Origin of the sequence: Streptomyces sp. NPDC050703 (assembly GCF_040654435.1) — a bacterium.
Classification (GTDB): Bacteria; Actinomycetota; Actinomycetes; order Streptomycetales; family Streptomycetaceae; genus Streptomyces.
On sequence record NZ_JBFAHX010000019.1, the window covers coordinates 91,453 to 110,782 of the forward strand.

Here is a 19,330-nt window from a genome sequence, read left to right on the forward strand (position 1 = left end):
GAGCCACCACCCGCATCCCGGCGCCCTCACCGGCCCCCCTGCCCGGGCCCCGGTCAGAGACCGGTCACGAGCTTGTCCGGTGTGATCGGCAGCTCCCGCAGCCGGACCCCCGTTGCGTGGTGCACGGCGTTGCCGATCGCCGCGGCCGTGCCCACGATGCCGATCTCGCCGATCCCCTTGCTGCCCATGGGGTTGAGGTGCGGGTCGTCCTCATCGATCCAGTGCGCCTCGATCGCGGGCACGTCGGCGTTGACCGGTACGTGGTACGAGGCGAGGTCGCTCTCCGCGAAGTCACCGAAGGCCCTGTCCATGGTGCTGTGCTCGGTCAGCGCCATGCCCAGGCCCATGACCATGGCCCCCATGAACTGCGAACGCGCCGTACGGGCGTTGAGGATGTGCCCCGCCGCGAAGACGCCGAGCAGCCTGCGGACGCGGACCTCGCCGGACACGGAGTCGACACCCACCTCGGCGAAGTGCGCGCCGAAGGCGTGCCGGGCGTAGTCGCTCTCCGCGTAGTTGGTGTCGGGGGTGCCCTCCGTGTCGGCCGAGGCGCCGACCCCCTCCGGCGGAAGCGGCTGCCCCCGCCGGCCCGCGAGGAGCCCGGCGAGCCGCGTACAGGCCTCGTGGACCGCCCAGCCCCAGGACGCCGTGCCCGAGGAGCCGCCCGCGAGCGGCGCCGCCGGCAGGTCGGTGCTGCCGACCTCGGTGCGCACGCGGTCCACCGGCACGCCGAGCGCGTCGGCGGCGACCTGGGCGAGCACGGTGCGCGCGCCCGTGCCGATGTCGGTGGCGTTGACCCGGACCACGTAGCCGCCGTCCGGGTAGGCGTGGGCGCTCGCCCGGGAGGGGGAGACCAGCACCGGGTACGTCGCGGCGGCCACTCCCGTGCCGATCAGGAGGGGGCCGTCGGTGCGCGAGCGGGGCCGCGGGTCGCGCTCGGCCCAGCCGAAGCGGCGGGCGCCCTCGCGCAGGCACTCGGCGAGGTGACGGCTGCTGAACGGCTTTCCCGTGTCGGGTTCGGTACGGGTGTCGTTGCGCAGCCGCAGCTCGACCGGGTCGATGCCGAGCGCCTCCGCGAGCTCGTCCATGGCGGACTCCAGGGCGTACATGCCGGGCGCCTCGCCGGGGGCCCGCATCCAGGAGGGGCTCGGCACGTCGAGCGGCAGCACCCGGTTGACGGTCCGGGCGTGCGCCGAGGGGTACATGACGCGGGACACGGCGGCGCCGGTCTCGGCGAACTCCTTGATCCGCGAGGTGTGCGAGGTGACCTCGTGGATCAAGGACGTCAGCGTGCCGTCCGCCTCCGCCCCGAGCCGCATCCGCTGCACGGTCGGCGAGCGGTGGCCCACCACGGCCGGCAGGTGGCGCCGGGGAAGGGCCAGTTTGACGGGCCTTCCCGTCTCGCGCGCCGCCATCGCGGCGAGCACCACGTGCGGGCGGGGCGTGCCCTTGGAGCCGAAGCCGCCGCCGACGTGTTCGGAGACGACGGTGATCTGCTCCTCGGGCAGCTTGAACAGGCTCGCCAGGGTCTGGCGGACCGTGGTGGTGCCCTGGCTGGAGTCGTGGGCGGTCAGGTGTCCGTCCGCCCAGTGGGCGGTGGTGGCGTGCGGCTCCATGGGGTGGTTGTGCAGGGGCGGCACCTCGTACGTCACGTCCACCCGGACGGGTGCGGCGGCGAAGGCCTCTTCGGGGTCACCGCGGGTGTGCTCGTCCGGGTTGCCGTCGGGGTCCTCGGGCACGCGCACGGCGGGATGGGCGGGGTCCAGGGTGACGTCGTGCGGTTCCTCGGCGTAGCTGACCGCGACGGCGGCGGCACCTTCACGGGCCGCTTCGAGCGTGTCGGCGACGACGAGGGCGACGTACCAGCCGCGGTGCGGGACCCGGGCGTCCTGGAGCACGGCGAGCGTCGCGTCGTCCGCCTCGCCCAGGCGCGGCGCGTTCAGGTGGGTGAGGACGCCGACGACACCGGGCACCGCGCGGGCCGCCGTGTCGTCGACGGCGGTGACCTCGCCGCGCGCGATCGTGGCGGGCACGGGCCAGGCGTACGCGAGCCCGTCGGGCAGGTGCTCGGCGGCGTAGCGGGCGGCCCCGGTCACCTTGGCGGGGCCCTCCCTGCGCTCGGTGGGCGCCCCGAGCGCGCTGGTGGTGTCCGGCATGGGTTTCGTCTCCCTCGGTGGCGGAAATCGGGCGGCGGCTTCGGGTCAGGCGGCGGTGGGCGCCGTGCTCAGGCGCCGCAGCACGTCGCAGGCGATGTTGCGGGCGAGGGGCACCTTGAACGCGTTGTCGGGCAGCGGTTCGGCGGCGGCGAGTTCGGCGTCGACGGCCTCGCGGAACGCCTCCTCGGTCACCGGGCCGCCCACCAGGGCCCGCTCGGCGCGCAGCGCGCGCCACGGCCGGTGGGCGAGGCCGCCGAACGCGATCCGCACATCGCGTACGAGGGAGCCGTCGACGTCGAGCACCACGGCCACGGAGGCGAGCGCGAAGGCGTACGAGGCGCGGTCGCGGGCCTTGCGGTAGGCGGAGGGCAGGCCGGCCGTGGCGGCGGGGAGCCGGACGCCGGTGACGAGTTCACCGGGCGCGATCTCGGTGTCCAGGTCGGGGCGGTCACCGGGCAGCCGGTGGAACTCGGCGGCGGGCACGGTCCGCCGGCCGTGCGCCCCGTGCAGCTCCACCTGGGCGTCGAGCGCGGCCAGTGCGACCGCCATGTCGGAGGGGTGCGTGGCGATGCACTGCGCCGAGTGCCCGAGCACCGCGTGGTCGCGGTGGACGCCCTCGCGCGCGCCGCAGCCGGTGCCGGGCTCCCGCTTGTTGCAGGGCTTGCCGAGGTCCTGGAAGTAGGGGCAGCGGGTGCGCTGGAGCAGGTTGCCGCCGGTCGTCGCCGCGTTGCGGAGCTGCCCCGACGCACCGGAGAGCAGGGCCTGGGAGAGGACGGGGTAGCGCCCGCGCACCAGCGGATGGGCGGCGAGGTCGCTGTTGCGCACCGCCGCCCCGGCGCGCACCGAACCGTCGGGCAGCTCCTCGACCGCGTCCAGCGGCAGCCCGCTGACGTCGATCAGCGTCCGGGGCCGCTCCACGCCCATCTTCATCAGGTCGACGAGGTTGGTGCCGCCGCCGAGGTAGCGGGAGCCGGGGCGTCCCGCGTGCGCGGCGGTCGCCTCTTCGACGCTGTGGGCGCGCAGGTACCTGAAGGACTTCATCGCGTCACGTCCTCGACGGCCTCGACGATGTGCGGGTAGGCGCCGCAACGGCAGATGTTGCCGCTGAGCCGCTCCCGGATCTCGTCCCTGGTCAGCTCCACGGACCCGCCCACGCCCGCGGCCGGGTCCGTCACGTGGGAGGGGTGGCCCGCGCCGGCCTCCGCGATGGCGCCGACGGCGGAGCAGAGCTGGCCCGGGGTGCAGTAGCCGCACTGGAAGGCGTCCCGGTCGACGAAGGCCCGCTGCAGCGGGTGCAGCTCGCCGCCGGCGGGCGACAGCCCCTCGATGGTGGTGACCTCGCACCCCTCCAGGGAGACCGCGAGCAGCAGGCAGCTGTTGACGCGGCGCCCGTCCACGAGGACGGTGCAGGCACCGCACTGGCCGTGGTCGCAGCCCTTCTTGGCGCCGGTCAGGCCGAGCTGCTCGCGCAGGACGTCCAGCAGCGTCGAACGGTGGTCGACGGTGGGCCGGCGGGCTTCGCCGTTCACCGTCAGGGGCACTTCCGAGTGGAACGCATCGGCTCCCATGACTCTCTGCTCCCTCGTCGGGCGTTTTCGGTGCGGTGACCGCGTATCCAGCCTGAGCCAGGACACACGTTCCGGCATGCCGACGACGCGCGGGTCCGCGCTCGCCGGGCCCTTCACCCGGGACGACTACGCCATCAGCGGGAACGCCGGGGTCACTCGGGCCCGGCGAGGATCTCGTGGGCGAGCGCGACCAGGTCCGGGACGGCGGGGTGCCCCCGCCCCTCGCGCCAGGCGATGACGAGGGGGACCGGCGGCGCGTCGGCGAGCGGGCGGTAGACCAGCGAGGGGTGGGCGTGACTGCTCGGCGTGGCCGACGTGGAGACCCCGAGGGCGCGCCCCGCGGCGATGGTCATGAGCCATTCGTCGGTGGTGGAGACGTGGACGGTCCTGCGGGGACGGGCGGAGGGCGGCCACAGCTCCGGTGTCGTGGTGCCCGAGACGCCGTTCAGCGCGATCGGGTGGGCGGCGAGATCCGCGAGGGTGACCCGGGGGAGGGCCGCCAGGGGACTGTCGGTGGGCATGACCGCGACCCGCGCCTCGTGCCGCAGCGGCTCCGTGCGGAGCCCGGCGGCGGTCACCGTGCCGCGCAGCAGGGCCACGTCGACCTCGCCCCGGGTCAGCCCCGCCGTGCGGTCGTCGACGCGGAGCAGTTCGAGCGGGACGCCGGGCCTGGTCTCGTCCCAGCGGCGCAGCAGCGGAACGGTGTGGTCGCCGAGCGCCGCCCAGGTGTGCCCGAGCCGCAGCGGCCAGCCGCCGAGGCCGCCGGGGTCGAGGGCGGTCTCCGCGGCGGCGAGGGCGACGGCGGCCTTGTCGCGGAAGACGCGGCCCCGCGCGGTGAGTTCGAGGTGGTGGGTGGAGCGGTCGACGAGCCGGGCGTCCAGATGGTCCTCCAACTGCCGCAGGGTCCGCGAGAGCGCGGGCTGGCTCAGCCGGAGCCGCGCGGCGGCACGGGTCACGTTGCCCTCGTCGGCGATGGCGAGGAACGCCCGCAGGTGCCGCAGCTCGATGGTCATGCCTCCCGAGCATAACCGTGCGTCACGGCGGCGGGGCGGCCGGGCAGGAGGCCCGGTGCGGGCCGCGCGGGCGGGTGGAGCGCGGCTTGGTTATGGTGACCCGACCCCCGTCGACTGGAGTTGCCATGAGTACGCCGCCGTCCGCAGCCGCCGAGTACGTCGGCAGGGAGCAGACCGGCGCGGCCGGCCGGGGCCCGATCAGCGTGACGTGGTCGCTCACCGGCCCCGCACGGGACCTCGACGCCAACGTCGTGCGTCTCGCGCCCGACGCGTACATCTCCGAGCACACCGAGACCGTCCTCGGCGTCCTCGTCACCGTCCTGGCCGGTTCGGGCGAGGTGCGCACGCCGGACGCGACGTTCGCTCTCGAACCCGGCGTCCTCGCCTGGCTGCCCGCCGGCACGACCCGCTCCGTCCACGCGGGCCCCGAAGGGCTCACGTACACGACCGCCCACCGCCGCAGGCCGCCGATGAGCATCGGCTCGTCCCGGCCCTCCGGTGAGGGCGAGGCGGCCTGCCTGCTCGACCGCGTCTGCCCCGAGTGCGGCCGCCTCGCCACCGAACGCGACGCCCGCTTCTGCGCACGCTGCGGGACGCCGCTCGCCGAGCGCTGAGACCTCGGCCCGCGTCCGGAATATCCGGGCGGGGCGGCCGAGTTGAGGTTCAGGACAGACCCGAGAGCGCCGTACCGTCGGAGGAGAAACCCATGTCCCTCAGTGTCGAAGAGCGGGAGCAGTTCCTGGCCGAGCCCCACATCGGCGCGCTCGCCGTGGCGGCGGGCGACGGGCGGGCACCGCTCACCCTGCCGATCTGGTACCAGTACGCGCCCGGCGGCGAGCTGTGGGTGATGACCGGACGCCACTCCAAGAAGGGGCGCCTGATCGAGGAGGCGGGCCGCTTCTCACTGATGGTCGACCGCCTGGAGCCGACCGTCAGGTACGTCTCCGTGGAGGGCCCGGTGGTGCGCTCGGAGGACGCGACCACCGAGCAACTGCGGGAGATCACCGCGCGCTACCTGCCGGCCGAGAAGGTGGACGGCTACATCGAGTCCGCCGCCAAGGAACACGGCGAGCAGGCCGTCTACTACCTGCGCCCCGAGCGCTGGTACTCCGCGGACCTCGGCACGGTCTGACACCGCGCGGGCACCTCTCCGCCCGCTACGGCTGCGAGCCCTTCACTGTCTTCGGCAGCGGCGGAACACCGGTCTGCGGGGTGGTCCCCTTCCCCTCCAGGCCCGACTTGGCGGCGGTGAGGACGATCTTGGTGGCGTCGAAGACGCTCCCGACGGTGCCGGACGGGTCGGCCAGCGTCCTGCTGACGGCCCGGCCGATGTCGTTCCCGTTGTTCTTGCCGTCCGCCGCGGGGGCGGCGGCGTGGGCGGTCCCGGTCAGGGCGAGCATGGCGGCGGCGAGGCCGACGGAGGCGATCACGCGGTTCTGGTTGTTCATGCCCTCCCCAACGTCCGAGGCGGGCCGAGGATGCGTCCGCCCCACTGATCAGGGGACCTGTTCGGCCATCCGGGGGGTGGAACGCCGGGGGCGCGGGGGCGCGCCGCTCACAGGAAGCGGCGGATCGGCAGGACCGCGTACTCCTTGGACCGCTGCACGAGTGAGCGGTTCTTCCAGCGCCCCCGCTCCACCAGCTTGCTGACGGCGAGGTCCTCGTCGAAGTGCCCGTCGAGCGTGGCGGTGAAGCCCGGGTCGAGGACGGCGAGCATGACCTCTTCGTCGTGGTCGAGGGAGCGCCGGTTGAAGTTGGTCGAGCCGACCAGCGAGGCGACCCGGTCCACCGTGATGATCTTCGCGTGCATCATCGTCGGCTGGTACTGGTGAATCCGTACGCCGCAGGCGGTCAGGTCCTCGTAGAAGTTCTGGCCCGCCAGCAGGCAGACCCGCTTGTCCGTGTGCGGGCCCGGCAGCAGGATCTCCACCTCGACGCCGCGGCGCGCGGCGGCGCAGAGCAGCTCGGCGAAGTAGGGGTCCGGCGCGAAGTAGGCGGTGGCCAGCCGGAAGCGCTCCTCCGCCGACTCCAGCATGACCCGCATCAGCGTCTGCATGTCCTGCCAGCCGAAGCTCGCGGACCCGCGCACGACCTGGACCACCGCGTCGCCCTGCGGGGGCAGGTCGATGAACCGGTCCCGCTCGTCGAACAGCTCCTCGTGGCACTCGGCCCAGTTCTGCGCGAACGCGGCGGCGATGCCGTCGACCGCGGGGCCGCGCACCGAGACATGCGTGTCACGCCACTCGTTCTCGTCGCGGGCGTCGCCGCACCACTCCTGCGCGATGCCGACACCGCCGGTGAACGCCACGGACTCGTCGACGACGAGGACCTTGCGGTGGCAGCGGTGGTTCTGCTTGAACGGCGAGAGCGACAGCGGCTTGCGGAACCACGTCACGTGCACTCCGGCCCGCTCCATCAGCTCCAGCTGGTCCTTCTCGATGAGACGGCTGCCGAAACCGTCGAGGAGCAGCCGCACGCGCACTCCCCGGCGCGCACGGCCGGCGAGCGCCTCGGCGAACCGGTGGGCGATGTCGCCCTTCCAGTAGACGAACGTCATCATGTCCACGGTGTGTTCGGCGCCGTCGATGGCGTCGAGCATCGCGGTGAAGATCTCGTTCCCGTTGCGCAGGGCGACCAGGGAGTTGCCCTCGGTCGCCGCGATGCCTATCAGCCGCTCCAGGCGGCGGCGTATGCGGGCGGTCCGGTACTCGAAGAGCTCGGCATCGGATCTCCGCACGGCGTCGGGGCCCGCTTCCGGCCGGTCCTGTGGAGAAGTCATGGCGTCACCTGGCCGGCACACGAGGGGACGAGGGGCCGCCGCCACCCGGTCCGGCTCAGGCGGCGCGGCGAGCAGACTTTACGCCACCGGGAACTGTTTCCGTGCGAAGGGGTGTAGGCGCCGGTGCGCGGGGCAGTCGGCAAGTACAGGGGTGACAACCTGTGAGGCACTGCTGTGAATGGTCAGTGGGCGGTGCCGGGTGTGAACGGAGCGGCCGCGTCCTCGTGGGACAGAGACGCGGCCGCTCACGCATGCCCACCGGTCCTCTCCCGCATGCCGACCGGTCACCCGTGCTTCGGCGATTCCTCCCGCGAAGCCCCCTCCCGCGCCAGTGCCCACAGCCCCAGGTACGCCCGCTGGATGAACGCGCCGGTCGGGGCCGGCTGCGTGTTGGCCAGCGCGGCCACGGCGACGCGGTGCCGGGGGTCGAAGCCCGCGAAGGCGGTGAAGCCCCGGGTGCCTCCGGAGTGGTGGTAGAGGTCGTACCCCGGGCGCGGGCGGATGTTCCACACCAGGGCGATGCGCCGGCCGGTGCGCGGCAGCGCGACGCGCGGCCCGGTGACGTCGGCCAGCGCGGCCCGGAGCGGGCCCGGGGTGTCCGGGGGCGCCGACGCGGGGTCCATCAGGAAGTCGAGGACCGCGAGGAGGTCGCGCGGGCTCGACCGCCCCGCCCCGGCACCCGGCAGGGCGGGAATCCGCCAGGCGGGCCGCGCCCGGCCGTGCCAGTAGCCGGTGGCCTGCGGCTGCCCGGTGTCGCAGCTCGTACGGGTCAGGCCGAGCGGCCGCAGGACGCGCTCGTCGAGCAGTGGGGCGTAGGCACCGCCGGGGCCGTGCGCGGCGCGCGCCAGCAGCTCGCCGAGCAGCCCGACCCCGAGGTTGGAGTAGCGCACCCGGGTGCCGGGGGCGGCGTGCGGCCGGGTGCGCGCGAGGGCCCGCCACAGGTCGGCGCGGGAGCGGTGGGCGTAGGGGTTGCTGAAGTAGCCGGACGCGCCGCCGAGCAGGAAGCCGCGCGGCAGCCGCGGCAGCCCCGACGTGTGCGTGGCCAGATGGCCGAGCGTGATGGGGGAGCCGCGCGGCAGCGGGGCGGCGCCGCCCGGCAGGTAGCGGTCGATCGGATCGTCGTACGCGACCTCGCCGCGCGCCACCATCTCGGCGAGCAGCAGCGCGGTGAACGTCTTGGTGAGCGAGCCGATCTCGAACCGGGTGTCGGGCCCGGCCGCGCTCCCGCCACGTGTCATGGTCCGACCGGTGGCCAGCAGCGCCCTCTCCGGCCCGCGCCGCACGGCGAGCGCCACCGCACTGGCTCCGGGGGCGGCGTCGCGGAGTCCGGCGAGGAGGGCGGTGGCCCAGGCGGGGTCCGGCGGCGCGTCGCGGCCGGGGGCGTCCGGTGACGCCCGGCCGGGCTCGACGTGCGGTGGCCGCGCGCCGTCCCCCGCCGATGGCGGGCCGCCGCGGCTCACGTGGCCGCCGTTCCGCCGCCCAGCGCCCGGGAGACCGCGAGGGTGCCGGCGACGGCGGCGACCACGGCGGTGTGCTGGTGGTCGGTGAACCGTCGCACGGGGTCGTCGGAGACGGGGTCGCCGTCGCGCGGGACGAGTCCGTCCGCGTGCTGGGCGCCGGCCAGCCGCTCCCAGTCGGCGGCCTCGCAGTAGGGCTCCTCCAGGCAGCACCCGACCAGCATCAGCTCGCCGACCAGGTCCCACTGCTCGATCTCCGCCCAGATGTCGATCCACACGGGCAGCCACGCGGTCACGTACGCGGTGAGGTCGGCCGGCAGACCCGCGGGCCGTCCGCCCCAGTCGGTGAGGTGGAAGACGGTGTGGGTGGCGCAGTAGGCGGACATCCAGTCCACGAGCCACGGCTCGGGCAGATTGCCGAGCCAGGTGGCGCGGGCCAGGGTCGGCCAGTCGTACGCGTCCCGCCCGCCGAGGCCGACGACGCGGGCGGCGTTGGCGACGGCGAGCCGCCGGTTGGGCATGATCTCCACGGCGCGCACGGACCGCAGCCCGCCGGTGTGGGCGAGCAGCCGCTCCAGGGGCTCGTGGCGGAGACCGCTGCGGGCGAAGGGCGCGTACGTCTCCAGCGGGTCGCTCATCATCGAGTACCGCAGCAGCCGCTCGTACAGCATGTCGCCCGCGCGGAGCTGCTGCCAGCAGAAGTCGAGGAGTTCGCGGGCCATGCGCAGCTGGGTGCTTCCGGCCGCCTCTTCGCGCAGCACGAGGGAGGCGGCGAGAGCGGTCTCGCCGAGCGGTTTGTAGACGCTGTCCGGGTCGCCGAGGTCGGCGGTGGTGTCGTCGGGCAGTGCGCCGAGCCGGTGGTGCGCGTGCAGCCAGGCCATGGCGCGGGTGCTCACCTGGTGGGCGGTCTGCGTCGCGGTCGCCGTCATGGGATCTCCGTACGGGGTCAGGCGTGGCCGCGGCGGGCCGGCGCCAGCAGCCGCCCGGCGATCGCCGCGTCGAGGGCGAGCCGCGGTCCGCCGCCGAGCAGGCGCAGGTGCTCGACCAGGGGAGCGGGGTCGATGGGCGGGCGCGCGCCTTCCGCGGCGAGCAGGGCGAGCCAGCGCGTGATCCGCATGGCCGTGGGGAAGTCGCGGCGCAGCACCGCACGGCAGGCGCCGCGTGCGAGGGCGAGCGGTGCGTTCCGCGCGGCGGTGTGCACGGGCCCGTCCAGGCCCGGGAGCGCGAGCGGCGAGAGCTGGCCCATGCGGACGGACCAGCGCTGCCAGTCGGGCTCCTCGGCGACGGGAGCTCCCAGGGGCTCGGGCACCAGTGCCTCACCGCCGGAGAAGCGGGCGAGCAGCGTGGCGGTGGCCCGGTCCCGCCAGGCGGCGATCCAGGGCTCCGCGGGTCCCGCGGGCGGCGCAGGCGGGACGGTCACCGGGGGCGGGAAGACGGTGAAGGACTGCACGACGGCCATCGCGTCCTCGGGGAGGAGGACCGCGTCGGCGAGCAGGTGCGGGGCGAAGAGGTCGGCGCCCACGACGCGGATCGCGGCCAGCGCCGCCTTGGGGTCCGCCGCTTCCTCGACGTGCCGGGCGACCAGCGCCGCGTCCTCGGTGCCACGCAGGGCATCGAGGACGCGAACAGCCAGGTCAGCCGCCGACGCGGCATATGCGGTCTGCGACTGATCGGGGCTCACTTCTCCTTCGGCTCCTTCGGCTCCTTCGGCGAGAGCAGGGCCAGCAGCAGGAGGACCCCTACGGCCTGCGGCGCGTACACCGGGGCGTCACTGAGAGCGGCCTCCGGTTCCACCATGGCCGTGCCGAGCGCCGCGGTGTCCGTCGAGCTGATGAGAAGTGGCGTTTCCTGAGCAAGCATCATTGCCTCCTCAAATAAAGTCGTCGTCACCGTTCCGATGACGCCCACCCTCGGACTAGTTTAAGGCAATTGGCCTATATTGTCCGTTCAGTTCCCGCGGCGTCCTGAACCCTCAGCAGGGCGGAACCGGGCGAGTACTCAGGGTGGCCGCGGCGCGCACCGGGTGGCGTGCGAGCGCGGACGCTGATCGTGCGGGCGATGGGCGCGCCCGCCCCGGCGGCCTCGCCCTCAACGCCGCGTCAGCCCACGGTGGTTGCGGAGTAACCCCCGCGCGTCCGGAAAGCGCGCCGGACGCGCGGGGGTGGGCGCTGTCGGATGAGGGGGCGGGCGGGGCGCCGGGCCTGTCAGGATGCGGTCTCATGACCGACCACGACGATCCGGCCGCGCAGGCGCTGCGCCTGGTCTCCGCCCGTTTCCCCCAGGCACTCGGTGCCGTACTGGGTGGCTCGGCCGCCCAGGGCCGTGCTACTCCGGCCGGCGACCTGGACGTGGCCGTGCTCCTGCCGGACACCGGGAGGAGCCGCCGCGAAGTCCTGCGCCACGAGGGCCGCCTGGCCGAGCTGTTCCTCAACACCCGAGCCGACATACCGGAGTTCTTCGCCTGGGACAGGGCCCGCCCCGCCACCGCTCACCCCCGCCGAGTGGTCCCGGGGCCGCTACAGCCTGACGTGTTACCTCGACGACCTCCTGGACACCCCGCGCTCCGCCCGCCACGAGCAGTTGTCCCTGGCCGACTTCACGCTGCGCGAGGCGAGTCACCTGCTCACCGCGTACCACCGTGCCTGGACAGGCATCGGCAGATGGCTGCCGCGCCGGCTGCTCGCCGCGGACGCGGTGCGGGGCGGGGCGTTGCTGGAGGGCCACCGGGCCGTGGCCGAGACCGCGGACCCCGCGCCCCTGGCCGCGGCGGTCCACCAGGTGCTCGGTCTCGTCGGCGGGCCGCTGCGGGAGGGGTATGCGCTCGACTGGCGTGGCGGCTCGGGCGGGTGAAGTGGATCACACGGGCCGGGTGGGGCTGGACCTCAAGTGGACTTGAGGGAGCACGGTATCGGTGTGCAGGGGGAGCGCCGAAGCGCTCCGCCTCACCGGCACCGGAGCGGGCCGAGCCGCGTCCCTTCGGCTCCACCGCCCCACCCCACCTCTCGACTCACGGAGAAACGCCATGGCCACGCTGCTGCACATCGACACCTCGCTCAACGGCGACAACTCCCACTCCCGCGCGGTGACCGCCGCGTTCCGCGCGACGTGGGAGCGCGAGCACCCGGAGGGCACGGTGATCTACCGTGACCTCGACGCCGATCCGCTGCCCCACCTGCGGGCCGACGCCTTCTACGCCGGGTTCACCGACCCTGCCGACCGCTCCGCCGAGGAACAGGCGGCCTTCGCGCTGCGGGGCGAGCTGATCGCGGAGGCCGAGGCGGCGGACGTCCTGCTGCTCGCCGCCCCGATGTACAACTTCTCCATCCCCTCGACGCTGAAGGCGTGGATCGACCACGTCTTCGCCATGGGCCGCACCGCGGGCGCGGGGGACCGCACGCTCGCGGGCAAGCGCGCCGTGGTCGTGACCAGCCGCGGCGGCTCCTACCGGGAGGGGACTCCGAACCACGGCAACGACTACGTGCAGGACTTCCTGCGGCAGACGCTCGGCGGCGCGCTCGGACTCGACGTCACCTTCATCGTCCCCGAGCTGACGATGGCCCCGACGGTCCCGGCGATGGCCGACCTCGTCCCGCTCTACGAGGCATCCCGCACCGAATCCCTGGCGGCCGCCGAGTCCCACGCGAAGGAACTGGCGCGACTGGCCGCGTAGGACATGGCCTCGGTCCGGCCCCCGGCGCGGCCCCGAGCGCCGCGCACCTCACTCCTCGCGCAGGCTCAGCACGAGGTCGCGCGGCAGGCCGTGCGTGTCGTGCAGGTAGTGCAGGTCCTCCTCGCCGAGCGGGCCACGGAAGCGGGGGCGGGCGAGGACCTGCCTGCCGCGTTCCAGGAGGCGGCGGAAGCGCTGCTCCTCCTCGCGCAGCACACCCCGTACGCCTTCCACGTCCGTCTCCTGGCGGAAGTGGTCGCCCGTGTGGCGGAACAACTCGTCCGGCAGGCTGCCGAGTTCGCGCGAGGGGTCGTCGCGCCACAGCGTGGTGAGCACGCGCCGCACCAGGCGGCGCAGCACGTACCCGCGACCGGTGCTGGACGGGCGCACGCCGTCGCCGATGACCACCATGGCGGACCGCAGGTGGTCGCAGACCAGCCGCAGCGAGGGTTCGTCCACGGTCCACAGCCCGGGCACGAGGCGCCGCCAGGGGTCGAAGACGTCGCACTCGAACACCGACGTCCTGCCCTGCAGCAGCGAGGCGAGCCGCTCCAGGCCGAGCCCCGTGTCGATGTTGCGCTGGGGGAGCGGTACGAGTGAACCGTCGTCGAGCCGGCGGTGACGCATCATCACGTGGTTCCACACCTCCACCCACCGGTCGTCCTGGGTGGGTGTCGAACGCGGTGGGGTGTCACCGGTCCAGAGGAAGATCTCGGAGTCGGGTCCGCAGGGACCGGTCGGCCCGTTGTCCCACCAGTTGTCCTCGACGGTCGGCTCCACCGGGACGCCGTGCCTCTGCCACACCTCCAGGGAGGACGTGTCCGGGCCGACCTGCCCGTCGCCGCCGAACACCGTGGCGTGCAGCAGCTTCGGGTCGACGCCGAAGCCCTCGGTGAGGAGGCCGTATCCCCAGTCCAGGCTCTGCGGCCCCTCGTAGTCGCCGAGCGACCAGGTGCCCAGCATCTCGAAGACCGTCAGATGGGTGGGGTCGCCGACCTCCTCCAGGTCGGTGGTGCGCAGGCAGCGCTGTACGTTGACCAGCCGCCTGCCGAGGGGGTGTGGCCGCCCCTCCAGGTAGGGGGTGAGCGGATGCATGCCCGAGGTGGTGAACAGCACCGGGTCGCCGGGCGGGGGCAGCAGCGTCGAACCCGTCGTCCGACGGTGGCCGCGCTCCTCGAAGTACTCGACGAACGTCCGGATGATCCGTTCGGTGCTCATGGTGGGCCGGTGGTTCATGGCGGTGGCTCCTTCGCTCACGGGCGGGGGAGGCGGCCGGACGACGGACCGCACGATCACCGGAGCCGGGGCGAGAGCCAGAGCCAGGAAGTCATCGGCGGGCCGTTTCCGGTCGCCGATGGAAGAAGGACGTCAGGCGGCGGCAACCGGCGAGCTGGTCGCTCGCGCGGTCGCGAAGGTGTCTCGTCCGATGACGTTCATGGGGCCGACGATAACGCCTCCGCCCCGCGAAGTCACTCGATTAACCGCCCGTCACAGGCCGTCGGCCGTCGAGCACCGACGCCACGAGGCGTCGCGCGTACGGCGTGCCCAGCTCCGTCGGCCGGAACAGGATGCGGTACATGACCGGCGCGACGACGCCGTCGATGACGGTCTCCACCTCCGGCACGGCCTCCCCGCGCTCCGCCGCCCGCGCGAGGATGACGTCGATCTGCTCGGCCGCGTAGGCGGAGCACTGGCCGGCGTTGCTGCCGTCCGGATCGCCGAGCAGCGCGTCACGGATGTACGCGCGCCCGGCGGGCGAGGACATCTCGTCGACGAACTGCTCCGCCCACGCGGCCATGTCCGCGGGCAGCGCACCGTGGTCGTCGGGCGCGGCCTCGGGCCGCAGGCGCTCCACCGCCACGTCCGAGAGCAGTTCCTGCAGATCGCCCCAGCGCCGGTACACGGTCGACGGGGTGACACCGGCCCGCGAGGCGACCATGGGCACGGTCAGGTTCTCGCGGCCCACCTCGGCGAGCAGTTCGCGCACGGCTCCGTGCACCGCCTCCTGGACCCGGGCGCTGCGCCCGCCCGGGCGCACCATCGGTTTGCGACTCATGGCACCACCTTAAAGCGAATCCATTGCTTCAGGCGGTCGTGGCGGTCAGCCCCCTGGCGGCGGGCCGCGAGCGCTCGTAGGCGTGTCCGGTGCGCAGGACCACGTCCTCGCCGAAGGGGCGGCCGAGCACCTGCATGCCGATCGGCAGGCCCGCCGAGTCCTGCCCCACCGGCAGGGTGAGGGCCGGGACGCCGGTGATGTCGGCGGGGGCGGAGAGGCGCACGTAGGCATCGGACACGCTCTCCACCGTGCCGTCGTCCCAGGTGACCGTCGACTGCCCGGCGGGAACCGCGGTCATGGGCACCGTCGGGGCGGCGATGACGTCGACGCCGTCGAGCAGGCCCGCCCACGCCTCGCGCATCAGCGTGCGCGCGCGTTGGGCGCGCAGATAGTCCCCGGCGCTCATCAGCTCGCCCGCTTCGAGCAGGGCGCGGACGTCGTCGGCGTACAGCTCGGGCGCGCTCCGCAGGCCGCGCTCGTGGTAGGCCGTGGCCTCGGGCACCATCAGCCCCCACTGGACGGCCCGGACGTACTCGGCCATGGGGATCTCGACCTCGACGAGGTCGGCGCCCAGCTCCGCGAGCCGCGCGATGGCACCGCGCACGGCGGCCTCGACCTCCGGGTCGACCCGCTCGAAGTAGTAGTTGCCCGGCACCCCGACGCGCAGCCCGGACAGGTCGGTGCCGCTCGGCGGCCGGTGGTCGCCGCCGGGGGCGGGCACGGACGCCGGGTCCCGCGGGTCGTACCCGGTCAGTTCGGCGAGTACGAGGGAGGCGTCCTCGACGGTCCTGGTGATCGGGCCCACATGGTCGAGGGACCAGGAGAGCGAGGTGACGCCGTGCCGGGACACCAGGCCGTAGGTGGGCTTGAGGCCCACGACGCCGTTGAGCGAGGCGGGCACGCGGATCGAGCCGCCGGTGTCGGTGCCGAGGGCGAAGGTGGCGGTGCCGGCCGCCACGGCGACCGCGGAGCCGCCGCTCGATCCGCCGGCCACCCGCTCCTGGTCCCAGGCGTTGTGCGTCTGCGGCGTCGTCAGACCGTAGGCGAACTCGTGCGTGTGGGTCTTGCCGATGAGCACCGCGCCCGCCGCCGACAGCCGTCCGGCCACCGCGCTGTCGGAGCCGGCCCGGTGGCCCGCGCGGGCCTTCGAGCCCGCGGTGGTCGCCATGCCGCCGACGTCGATGAGGTCCTTGAGGCCCATGGGGACGCCGTGCAGCGGACCGCGATACCGCCCCGCGGCCACCTCGCGCTCGGCCTCCCCGGCGGCGCGGCGGGCCCGGTCCGCCGTCACGGCCGCGTAGGCGTGCAGCCGGGGCTCCACCCGCTCGACGCGGTCGAGGACGGCTTCGACGAGCTCGACGGGGGAGTGGCGGCGCTCCCGTATCGCCTCCGAGGCCTCCGCGAGGGTGAGGTCAGCGAGCTCCATCGGTGTTCTCCTCCGGTGCGGCTCCGTGCCCGACGGCCAGGGCCCGGTAGGCGGAGGCGGGCGGGGTGTCGCCGAAGTCCAGCTCGCGCAGGGTGGAGACGACGGAGTGGATGTGGTTGGCCGTGGCCGCGACACCGGCGGTGCGCGCCTCGGCGAGCGGCAGCCCCGCACGAGCGGCGAGGCGGGCCGCCTCGGTGGGCGTGAGGTCGGACATGGGGGTCCCTTCCGGGGGGATGGGCGATTGGGTGGACGGACGGGTGGACGGGTGGATGGCAGGTTGGCTTGACGCAGCACGTAAACGCTAAACAGTTGCATTAAGGGACGCTACGGCCTACGGTCGCTTAAAGCAATCCCATTGCGTTAAGAGATTCCAGTGCTGACGAGTGCCGCGAGTGCCCGCAGGTGCTTCAGGTGCCGCAAGCGCTCAAGCGCTCAAGTGCTCACACGCACACGCGCTCCGGATCTGTCCCTCGAACGCGGAGAACCCCATGACCACGCTCACCGACACCTCCGACCCCGCCGACACCACCCCCGCCACCTCCCTCACCTCCGCCACCTCGCCCCTCCCCCCGCCCGCCTGGACCGTGGGCGGCATCACCGTGTACCGCGTGGAGGAGACCGCGCTGCCCCCGGAGACCGGCCGCTGGCTGCTGCCCGACGCGACCGAGGAGGTGGTCGGCCGGCAGGACTGGCTGCGCCCCGACTTCGCCGGAAGCGACGGCGTCCTGCGCGCCCACAGCCAGAGCTTCGCGGTCGAGGCCGAGGACGGCACGCGGCTGCTCGTCGACACCGGCATCGGCAACGGCAAGACACGGGCGAACCCGGCCTGGCACGGCCTCGACACGGGATATCTGGACGGCCTCGGCGCGGCGGGCTTCGCCCCGGACGACGTCGACCTGGTGCTCCTCACCCACCTGCACACCGACCACGTCGGCTGGAACACCCGCCGGGTCGACGGCGCGTGGGTGCCGACCTTCCGCGACGCCCGGTACCTCACCTCCCGCGTCGAGCGGGCGTTCTGGGCCGGGCACGAGATGGACGAGGCGCGTCGGCAGATGTTCGCCGACTCCGTGGCCCCGGTGGAGGAGGCCGGCCTGCTCGACCTCGTCGACGTCCCGGACGAAGGCGTGGAGGTCGCCGCGGGGGTGCGGCTGCTGCCCACGCCGGGGCACACCCCCGGCCACGTCGCCGTCGAGCTGTCGTCGCGGGGGCGGACCGCGCTGATCACGGGCGACTGCGTCCACCACCCCGTGCAGTTCGCCCACCCCGGCATCGGTTCGTGCGTCGACATCGACCCCGCGCGGTCCGAGGCCACCCGGCGCGGGCTCCTCGCCTCGCTCGCCGGCACCGACACGCTCGTCATCGGCACCCACTTCGCGCCCCCGACCGCGGGCCGCGTCGTCGCCGACGGCGCCGGCTACCGGATGGTGCCGGTCCACGCCACCCGCACGCCGGTCACTCGACCGCAGCCACCCCGACGCCGACGGCGATGAAGAGGCAGCCGCTGATCCGCTCCCAGCGGCGCCGCCGGGCGGGTCGGTCGAACGCCGCGCGCAGCCGGGCGGCGACCCGCACCAGGGCCAGCCAGTAGGCCACGCCGATGACGACGTCCACCGCGCCGAGCAGGAAGATCTGCTCGGGCAGGGAACCGCCCCGGTCCACGAACTGGGGCAGGACGCTCAGGAAGAACAGCGCGGCCTTCGGGTTGAGCACGTTGGTGAGGAATCCCTCGGCGAAGCTGTCCCGCCGCCGTAGGGCCGGGCCGGCCGCAGGGCCCGCCGGGTGCGGGTTTCCGGTGTGATCCGGTCCTGCCGGGCGGCGCCGCGCGTCGAGCAGGGCCCGTACGCCGAGGAGGATCAGGTAGGCGGCGCCCGCGAACTTGATGACGGTGAACGCGAGGGCCGACCGGGTGGCGATCGCCGACAGGCCCATCGCCGCCGCGCACATGTGCACGCAGAGACCGGCCTGCGCCCCCAGGGCCGCCGCCCGGCCGAGGGAGGCACGGCGCGCCGCGGCTCGTACGATCACCAGGAAGTCCGGGCCCGGCACCAGATAGGCCAGCACCACCACCCCGAGGAATCCGGCCAGATCGATCGACATGGTGCCGCTCCGTCCCGCGTCCGGCCGCCGGACGCGTCTCGGGTGGCCAGGTTCCACGGATCACGCCCCCTATGCCGCGGCCCGGGAGATCGCACCGTCGGCAAAAGGCCAACACTGCTGTGCAGAAACGGGAATTGGGGGTATCCGGCACATCCAGCGGCGGCTGATACCGAAGCCGCGCCGAGAAACGGAACGCGGTCGTGCGTTCCAGGGAGGGTGGCGTTCACAGTGCGTGGAAGCAGGATGCTGGCGGCGATGACGGTTGTCGGGATTTCAGGGGCGCTTCTCGCGGGATGTGGTGACGACGGAGACGGAAAGAGCGGCTCGGACAAGCCGTTCTCCGGACAGAGCGCGGACCAGATCGCGGAAAAGGCGGTAGCGGCCACGAAGAAGGCCGAATCCCTGCGCATGAAGGGCGACGCGCAGCAGTCCGGCGGAAAGGCGATGACCGTCGACCTCGCGGTGGACAAGAAGAAGAACTGCGACGGGACGATCCGCATGCAGAACGCGCGGGCGGACGTGCGGCAGGTCGGCCAGAATTTCTACATGCGCGGTGACGAGGCCTATTGGAAGACCGCGTTGAAGGGGCAGCCGGACGCCGGCAAGGCGGTGACGAAGCTCAAGGGCAAGTGGGCGAAGATGCCCGCGGGTCAGGACGCGGACGAGGGCCTGTGCGACAAGCAGAAGCTCATCGCGTCGATGGACGAGGACAAGTCCGAGCGCAAGGGCATGAAGAAGGGCGGGACCACCACGGTGGGCGGCCAGGAGGCCATCAAGCTCACCAAGAAGAAGGCGGGCGGCGAGACACTGACGCTCTACGTGGCCACTGAGGGCGAGCCGTACATCCTGCGCAGCACCGCCGAGGGCGGGCAGACGCCGAACACCGCCACGTTCAGCGACTACGGCAAGGCGGTCAGCCCGGAGAAGCCCGCGGCCGGCGAGACCGTCGACCTCGGCGAACTCGCCGGTGCCGAGTAGCGGGCCGGTCCCGTTCAGCCGCCCGTCCGACGCCGGGCGGGCGGCCCGGTCCTCCGTGTCCGTCCGCCCGGCACCCCGTGTCCGCCCGCGCCGCCCGCCCGCACCGCACCGCCGCGAGGGCACACCCGGG

Annotated in this window: 21 protein-coding genes and 1 pseudogene; 7 read left to right on the forward strand and 15 right to left on the reverse strand. The window is 73.8% G+C overall.

Annotation, left to right across the window (positions count from 1 at the left end; genetic code table 11):
• Positions 1 to 53 precede the first annotated feature (53 nt).
• From AB0I16_RS19275 to AB0I16_RS19290, 4 genes are all read right to left on the reverse strand, one after another.
• Positions 54 to 2,156, reverse strand: a complete 2,103-nt coding sequence (locus AB0I16_RS19275) for a xanthine dehydrogenase family protein molybdopterin-binding subunit (RefSeq protein WP_363250624.1) — start codon at positions 2,154 to 2,156, stop codon at positions 54 to 56.
• Positions 2,157 to 2,201: 45 nt separating this feature from the next.
• Positions 2,202 to 3,197, reverse strand: a complete 996-nt coding sequence (locus AB0I16_RS19280) for a xanthine dehydrogenase family protein subunit M (RefSeq protein ID WP_363250625.1) — start codon at positions 3,195 to 3,197, stop codon at positions 2,202 to 2,204.
• Positions 3,194 to 3,724 (reverse strand): 2Fe-2S iron-sulfur cluster-binding protein, encoded by a 531-nt coding sequence (locus AB0I16_RS19285; RefSeq protein ID WP_363250627.1) that lies wholly within the window; start codon positions 3,722 to 3,724, stop codon positions 3,194 to 3,196. Before AB0I16_RS19285 ends, AB0I16_RS19280 begins: the two co-directional genes overlap by 4 nt.
• A 152-nt stretch (positions 3,725 to 3,876) precedes the next feature.
• Entirely contained in the window at positions 3,877 to 4,737 is an 861-nt protein-coding gene (locus AB0I16_RS19290; RefSeq protein WP_363250628.1) for a LysR family transcriptional regulator, read from the reverse strand.
• A 125-nt stretch (positions 4,738 to 4,862) separates the two neighbouring features.
• Between AB0I16_RS19290 and AB0I16_RS19295 the strand changes: the two genes are divergently transcribed.
• Together AB0I16_RS19295 and AB0I16_RS19300 are read left to right on the forward strand one after the other, a co-directional pair.
• On the forward strand, positions 4,863 to 5,351 hold the full coding sequence (locus AB0I16_RS19295; protein ID WP_363250629.1) for a hypothetical protein: 489 nt from the start codon (positions 4,863 to 4,865) through the stop codon (positions 5,349 to 5,351).
• Between the two features lie 92 nt (positions 5,352 to 5,443).
• Positions 5,444 to 5,869, forward strand: a complete 426-nt coding sequence (locus AB0I16_RS19300) for a pyridoxamine 5'-phosphate oxidase family protein (protein WP_363250630.1) — start codon at positions 5,444 to 5,446, stop codon at positions 5,867 to 5,869.
• A 25-nt stretch (positions 5,870 to 5,894) separates the two neighbouring features.
• Here AB0I16_RS19300 and AB0I16_RS19305 read toward each other — a convergent pair whose 3' ends face one another.
• The 6 genes from AB0I16_RS19305 to AB0I16_RS19330 form a co-directional block, all read right to left on the reverse strand.
• Entirely contained in the window at positions 5,895 to 6,185 is a 291-nt protein-coding gene (locus AB0I16_RS19305; RefSeq protein WP_363250631.1) for a hypothetical protein, read from the reverse strand.
• Between the two features lie 107 nt (positions 6,186 to 6,292).
• The gene (locus tag AB0I16_RS19310) at positions 6,293 to 7,516 is read right to left on the reverse strand and encodes a phospholipase D-like domain-containing protein (RefSeq protein WP_363250632.1); all 1,224 of its coding nucleotides are present in this window, start codon (positions 7,514 to 7,516) and stop codon (positions 6,293 to 6,295) included.
• Between the two features lie 284 nt (positions 7,517 to 7,800).
• A complete protein-coding gene (locus AB0I16_RS19315; RefSeq protein ID WP_363250633.1) occupies positions 7,801 to 8,976 on the reverse strand; it encodes a serine hydrolase domain-containing protein in 1,176 nt (391 codons plus the stop codon).
• Positions 8,973 to 9,902 (reverse strand): hypothetical protein, encoded by a 930-nt coding sequence (locus AB0I16_RS19320; RefSeq protein WP_363250634.1) that lies wholly within the window; start codon positions 9,900 to 9,902, stop codon positions 8,973 to 8,975. Before AB0I16_RS19320 ends, AB0I16_RS19315 begins: the two co-directional genes overlap by 4 nt.
• 17 nt (positions 9,903 to 9,919) lie before the next feature.
• Complete coding sequence (locus tag AB0I16_RS19325; RefSeq protein WP_363250635.1) at positions 9,920 to 10,654, reverse strand: hypothetical protein; 735 nt, start codon at positions 10,652 to 10,654, stop codon at positions 9,920 to 9,922.
• Complete coding sequence (locus AB0I16_RS19330; protein ID WP_363250636.1) at positions 10,651 to 10,833, reverse strand: hypothetical protein; 183 nt, start codon at positions 10,831 to 10,833, stop codon at positions 10,651 to 10,653. Before AB0I16_RS19330 ends, AB0I16_RS19325 begins: the two co-directional genes overlap by 4 nt.
• 359 nt (positions 10,834 to 11,192) lie before the next feature.
• On the opposite strand from AB0I16_RS19330, the pseudogene AB0I16_RS19335 reads away from it, so the two are divergent.
• From AB0I16_RS19335 to AB0I16_RS19345, 3 genes and pseudogenes are all read left to right on the forward strand, one after another.
• Positions 11,193 to 11,324, forward strand: a pseudogene (locus tag AB0I16_RS19335) (nucleotidyltransferase domain-containing protein); the annotation flags it as partial.
• Between the two features lie 229 nt (positions 11,325 to 11,553).
• Positions 11,554 to 11,823, forward strand: coding sequence for a hypothetical protein (locus tag AB0I16_RS19340; protein WP_363250685.1), 270 nt, complete (start codon positions 11,554 to 11,556; stop codon positions 11,821 to 11,823).
• Between the two features lie 172 nt (positions 11,824 to 11,995).
• Positions 11,996 to 12,643, forward strand: a complete 648-nt coding sequence (locus AB0I16_RS19345; RefSeq protein WP_363250637.1) for an NAD(P)H-dependent oxidoreductase — start codon at positions 11,996 to 11,998, stop codon at positions 12,641 to 12,643.
• A 48-nt stretch (positions 12,644 to 12,691) separates the two neighbouring features.
• On the opposite strand, the gene AB0I16_RS19350 is transcribed toward AB0I16_RS19345, so the two are convergent.
• The 4 genes from AB0I16_RS19350 to AB0I16_RS19365 all read right to left on the reverse strand — a co-directional run bounded on the left by AB0I16_RS19350 (position 12,692) and on the right by AB0I16_RS19365 (position 16,336).
• Positions 12,692 to 13,858 carry an alanine--tRNA ligase-related protein gene (locus AB0I16_RS19350; RefSeq protein WP_363250684.1) on the reverse strand — a complete coding sequence of 389 codons (1,167 nt, stop codon included), beginning with the start codon at positions 13,856 to 13,858 and terminating at the stop codon, positions 12,692 to 12,694.
• A 259-nt stretch (positions 13,859 to 14,117) separates the two neighbouring features.
• Positions 14,118 to 14,696 carry a TetR/AcrR family transcriptional regulator gene (locus tag AB0I16_RS19355; RefSeq protein WP_363250638.1) on the reverse strand — a complete coding sequence of 193 codons (579 nt, stop codon included), beginning with the start codon at positions 14,694 to 14,696 and terminating at the stop codon, positions 14,118 to 14,120.
• Positions 14,697 to 14,724: 28 nt separating this feature from the next.
• Positions 14,725 to 16,122 (reverse strand): amidase, encoded by a 1,398-nt coding sequence (locus AB0I16_RS19360; RefSeq protein WP_363250639.1) that lies wholly within the window; start codon positions 16,120 to 16,122, stop codon positions 14,725 to 14,727.
• Entirely contained in the window at positions 16,109 to 16,336 is a 228-nt protein-coding gene (locus AB0I16_RS19365) for a hypothetical protein (RefSeq protein ID WP_363250640.1), read from the reverse strand. Before AB0I16_RS19365 ends, AB0I16_RS19360 begins: the two co-directional genes overlap by 14 nt.
• Positions 16,337 to 16,610: 274 nt before the next feature.
• Between AB0I16_RS19365 and AB0I16_RS19370 the strand changes: the two genes are divergently transcribed.
• On the forward strand, positions 16,611 to 17,615 hold the full coding sequence (locus AB0I16_RS19370) for an MBL fold metallo-hydrolase (protein ID WP_363250641.1): 1,005 nt from the start codon (positions 16,611 to 16,613) through the stop codon (positions 17,613 to 17,615).
• On the opposite strand, the gene AB0I16_RS19375 is transcribed toward AB0I16_RS19370, so the two are convergent.
• Positions 17,578 to 18,222: a LysE family translocator gene (locus tag AB0I16_RS19375; RefSeq protein WP_363250642.1), complete on the reverse strand. Its 645-nt coding sequence runs from the start codon at positions 18,220 to 18,222 to the stop codon at positions 17,578 to 17,580. The two genes, AB0I16_RS19370 and AB0I16_RS19375, sit on opposite strands and share 38 nt — an antisense overlap.
• Positions 18,223 to 18,477: 255 nt before the next feature.
• Here AB0I16_RS19375 and AB0I16_RS19380 point away from each other — a divergent pair, with 255 nt between their 5' ends.
• Positions 18,478 to 19,200 (forward strand): hypothetical protein, encoded by a 723-nt coding sequence (locus tag AB0I16_RS19380; RefSeq protein WP_363250643.1) that lies wholly within the window; start codon positions 18,478 to 18,480, stop codon positions 19,198 to 19,200.
• Positions 19,201 to 19,330: the final 130 nt, after the last annotated feature.